At 65.7% G+C, this 3947-nt stretch carries 5 protein-coding genes; 3 read left to right on the forward strand and 2 right to left on the reverse strand.

The window, feature by feature from the left end:
- Window positions 1–159 precede the first annotated feature (159 nt).
- Window positions 160–711 carry a YbhB/YbcL family Raf kinase inhibitor-like protein gene (locus ACIRRA_RS45500; protein ID WP_402782226.1) on the forward strand — a complete coding sequence of 184 codons (552 nt, stop codon included), beginning with the start codon at window positions 160–162 and terminating at the stop codon, window positions 709–711.
- A 322-nt stretch (window positions 712–1033) separates the two neighbouring features.
- Here ACIRRA_RS45500 and ACIRRA_RS45505 read toward each other — a convergent pair whose 3' ends face one another.
- Window positions 1034–1993 carry a zinc-binding alcohol dehydrogenase family protein gene (locus ACIRRA_RS45505; protein ID WP_402782229.1) on the reverse strand — a complete coding sequence of 320 codons (960 nt, stop codon included), beginning with the start codon at window positions 1991–1993 and terminating at the stop codon, window positions 1034–1036.
- Window positions 1990–2238: a hypothetical protein gene (locus ACIRRA_RS45510; protein WP_402782232.1), complete on the reverse strand. Its 249-nt coding sequence runs from the start codon at window positions 2236–2238 to the stop codon at window positions 1990–1992. The genes ACIRRA_RS45505 and ACIRRA_RS45510 overlap by 4 nt, the downstream gene beginning before the upstream one ends.
- 103 nt (window positions 2239–2341) lie before the next feature.
- On the opposite strand from ACIRRA_RS45510, the gene ACIRRA_RS45515 reads away from it, so the two are divergent.
- Together ACIRRA_RS45515 and ACIRRA_RS45520 are read left to right on the forward strand one after the other, a co-directional pair.
- Window positions 2342–2965 carry a TetR/AcrR family transcriptional regulator C-terminal domain-containing protein gene (locus ACIRRA_RS45515; RefSeq protein ID WP_402782235.1) on the forward strand — a complete coding sequence of 208 codons (624 nt, stop codon included), beginning with the start codon at window positions 2342–2344 and terminating at the stop codon, window positions 2963–2965.
- A 507-nt stretch (window positions 2966–3472) separates the two neighbouring features.
- Entirely contained in the window at window positions 3473–3937 is a 465-nt protein-coding gene (locus ACIRRA_RS45520) for a hypothetical protein (RefSeq protein WP_402782238.1), read from the forward strand.
- Window positions 3938–3947 lie beyond the last annotated feature (10 nt).

Here is a 3947-nt window from a genome sequence, read left to right on the forward strand (position 1 = left end):
GCGACGACGCCACCAACACCGCGCCAAAACCAGCCACTACCAGCGACGACACAGCAAGACCTAACGATCACAAACTACGGCTGGAGTACTAGGCTGCCAACTGGAGTCGGTCCGTGCGCGGCATCCGCTCTACTGAAATCCCCCAAATGCACTGCTGACATGAGGGAGGACGACACCATGCCCGACTATTCCTACGATCCGTACGCACCGCTGCCGAAGCTGCCCAGTTTCCAGCTGACCTCCATCGATGTTGCCGATGGGCAGGCGCTGGGCCTGGATCAAGTCAGCGGGATTTTCGGTGCGGGCGGCAAGGACATCTCCCCACAGTTATCGTGGTCCGGATTTCCGGCCGAGACGAAGAGCTTTGCGCTCACCAGCTTCGACCCGGACGCACCGACCGGTTCGGGCTTCTGGCATTGGGCCGTGTTCGACATCCCGGTCACGGTCACCTCGCTCGACAATGGTGCGGGCAGCGAAGGCGGCTCCCTGCCCACGGGTGCGATAGCGCTGCGTAATGACGGCGGCATCACCGGTTATGTCGGTGCGGCACCACCTCCAGGGCATGGATACCACCGGTACTACTTCACCGTTCACGCAGTCGATGTCGAGCGTCTCGGTCTCGACGCGAACGCGTCCCCGGGCTTCCTCGGCTTCAAGCTGTTCGGCCACGCCATCGCACGCACCCACATCATCGCAACCTTCGGCCGATAGGTGTAGCGCCCGGCAGACGTCGCCTGCCTGGCAGGACGCCGTCCGATGATCTGCAGACCGAAGGGGTAACGCGCGGACGTGTCCTGTCAATCACCCAGGTACCGAACGCACTACATTGCCGCATACCGGGCTGACCGAACCGGCCAGCGCGGGTGCGTGGAAGATCAACGGGCAGGGGTCATCCGAGTCCGCCGACCGAACGTCGTTAGTGCACGGAAATGCCGAATGCCGGATTGCGGCCTGATTGGTTACGGTGCGCTCAGCGGAGGTCTCCGAGGACGACCTGGCCCGCGGCGAGTGCTGCGGAGTCGGCCTTGCTGGGCTATGGCAGTACAACGAGTCGCTTGCCGCGCAGATCGGTTCGTTGCCAGGCGGTTTCGATGTCGCTCAGCGGAATGGTCGCGAGGTCGAAGGTGAGCTCGCCGGACCGTGTCCACTCCACGATCTGCCCGTACACCGTGCCCATGGTCTGCGCGTCGAGTCCCTTGGCTGCACCGTAGATCTCGACTCCGGAGGTGCGCAGGCTCTCGGCGGCGAGGGTGAGCGCGCGGCTCGCGGCCTCCCCGACCTGGATCAGGCGCGTCGGTTTCGGGAACGCGAACGACTCCGGAACCAGGGTGCGCAACAGGATCTCGGTCGGCCGTCCCCACAGATAGTCCAGGACTACGTCGTAGCCGTCGCCCTTGGCTTCGGTGAACGCTCGCGCCAGCGCGTCGTCGCCGACAGCGGTGTTGATGATGGTGTCGGCTCCCAGCGCCAGCACGTCGCGCAGCTGATCGTCGTCACGGCCGGTCGCGACGATCCGCCCGGCTCCGAGCAGCCTGGCCACCTGGACCGCGAGTCGCCCGGCGACGCCGGTAGCCCCCTGCACCAGCACCGTCTCGCCGGGAACGAAACCGGCGGCTGTTGTGATGGACATACCGGTGATGGCCGTGGCCAGCACGGTGGCCACGGCCGGATCGATGCCCTCGGGGATGGGAACGTACGCGCCCGCGGCTACCACGGTCTTCTCAGCGAGCGCGCCGTACGGCGGTCGGGGGTTGCCGAAGCCGACGAGGGTGCCGTCGGGCAGTGCGCCGATGCCGTCGAAGGCGGGGATCGCCGGGAGTTCGGTGAGGAATTGCCCAGTGGCGTAATGCGTTCCGGCCACGATCGCCTTGTCGACATTCTCGACCGCGACGGCCTTCACATCGATGATCACTTCCCCCTCACCGGCCACCGGATCCGGAAAGTCCTCGTATCGGGGAACGCCCCCGATCTCGTGCAGCACCGCGGCCTTCATCGCAGCTCCTGACCGAAGTGCGCCGCGATCCGCGCCTGCCAGCCCACCAGCAGCCGAGGGGGACGGGCGGGCGAGTGATTCCACCGGTGGTTGAGCGACCGGTGGTGGGCGGCGGGGTTCCGCCACGCCCGGCCGTGACGGGGGCCGCCTTGGTGGCCGGGTGTCCGCTCGGTGTGCGCGGGAACCCCGGGAATGCGGTGAGTGGCCCGGTGCAGCAGCTCCCGCATCGTGTGCTGGTGTGTCATTTCCGTCCTTCTGTGTCTGCGGTGTCGGCGAGACTCACGTCCGTGTCTCTATCACCGATAGAGACGACTCTATCAGTGATAGAGTGATGGCGGGAGGTGTGCATTGACACTGGACCGACAGCGCATCGTCACCGAGGCGATCGCACTGCTGGATGCCGACGGACTCGACGGGGTGACCCTGCGCAAACTGGCCACGCGACTCGGTGTGCGGCAGCCGACCCTCTACTGGCATCTGCCCAACAAGGCGGCTCTGGTCACCGCGCTCGCCGAGGCGATCCTCGATCAGGAGTTCGGCGAGCTTCCAGGGCCAGCACCGCAGGAACGCTGGCAGGACTGGCTCGGCGAGCTGGCCCAGCGGCTGCGGCGCGCGCTGCTGGCCCACCCCGATGGCGCACGTGTCCTGTCCGCCGCCCAGCTCTCGCTGAAGATGGCCGACATCTCCGAGCTCGCGATGAGCACGCTTGTGGCGCAGGGTGTTCCGCTGCACCGCGCTCGGGTGATCGTGCTGACGGTAGAGCGCTTCACCGTCGGCCACGTCCTCGAAGAGCAGGCCCCTCGCCCGGACCCCGCGGCGATGAACGACTTCGACATGGCGGCCTTCACCGAACAGCACCCGACCGTGATAGCCGGTATCACCGAATACTTCCGGCCCGGCCGCACGGTCGACGACCTGTTCCGCGAGTGCCTCGAGGTGGTCATCGCGGGCGCAGCAGCCACCACCGGGTAACCGTCATACGAGCGGCCAGCCACCTGCTCGGTGCGGGTCTGGGCGCGCTTGCCGTACGAGCCGATCTCCACCGGATCCGCCCGAAGCTGTGCTGCGAGACGGGCCACCGCCACCGTGAGGCGCGCCGTCACGAGCCGCCAGAACCCGCACCACGAACGCGAAAACCCTTCTCTACCAGCCCGCTACCTCATCTCCGCCCGAGAGTCGGCCGATGCTACGGCGCCCCCATCGAGCGCCGCCGAATTGCCGACAGTCAACGATGAAGCTCGCGCCCCGCGATATCCGCTCATGCCGAATTTCGTACATCTGGTACCGACGTGTGCAGCGTGTCTCGACATGGCTTGACGAAGCGCGGAGGTGTGAATCGATGCCGGGTTCGCGCACGCTCGGGTCTGAACGTGAAGGGGCGCAGAAGGGTTCGGATGCTGGTCCTGACAGGCTGTGTCGGGGACGGATGTTACGGTCTGGCCCAGTTGTTGAAGGGATGGGGTAATCGCGGGTGCCGATATGCAGGCCTACAGCGTCGACTTAGAGGCGCTTCGTCGGATGGTCGGTAGTGGTGACCGTGAGTTGCTGGAGGAGTTGCTGACTCAGCTCGCGGGTGGGCTCGATCGTCTGGATGCGGAAGCCGCAGGATGGGGAAAGCTGGTACCAGCACGGCAAGCATTGACGAAGATGATCCTGGAGCCCGACTACTTGGATGGCGTGGCCAATCTCTCCGGCGACGCCGCGATCTACATCTATGTCTTTAAAGAGATGTGTGAGCACTACGGCAAGTCGTTGGACAGCGAATACGAGATGAGTTCCGAGTGGCTCGGTGAAGTCGAGGAAGCACTCGACGATATTGGTGTGCCTTGCGAGCCGAGTGAGTACTTCGTGGGCGGAGCCCAGCCGGTCGGTGTGTGGCCGCGCCGCGAGTGTGGTGGTGAGCCCGCTATTTGCGGGCGAGTTCCTGGTCGAGTTGCCCGGTGATCGTGGTGAG

It is taken from the genome of Nocardia sp. NPDC101769, from assembly GCF_044766925.1.
Taxonomy (GTDB): Bacteria; Actinomycetota; Actinomycetes; order Mycobacteriales; family Mycobacteriaceae; genus Nocardia.

Coding starts and splice junctions, on each gene's coding strand:
- ACIRRA_RS45500 (WP_402782226.1), top strand. CDS start 160: ATGAGGGAGGACGACACCATGCCCGACTATTCCTACGATCCGTACGCA.
- ACIRRA_RS45505 (WP_402782229.1), bottom strand. CDS start 1,993: ATGAAGGCCGCGGTGCTGCACGAGATCGGGGGCGTTCCCCGATACGAG.
- ACIRRA_RS45510 (WP_402782232.1), bottom strand. CDS start 2,238: ATGACACACCAGCACACGATGCGGGAGCTGCTGCACCGGGCCACTCAC.
- ACIRRA_RS45520 (WP_402782238.1), top strand. CDS start 3,473: ATGCAGGCCTACAGCGTCGACTTAGAGGCGCTTCGTCGGATGGTCGGT.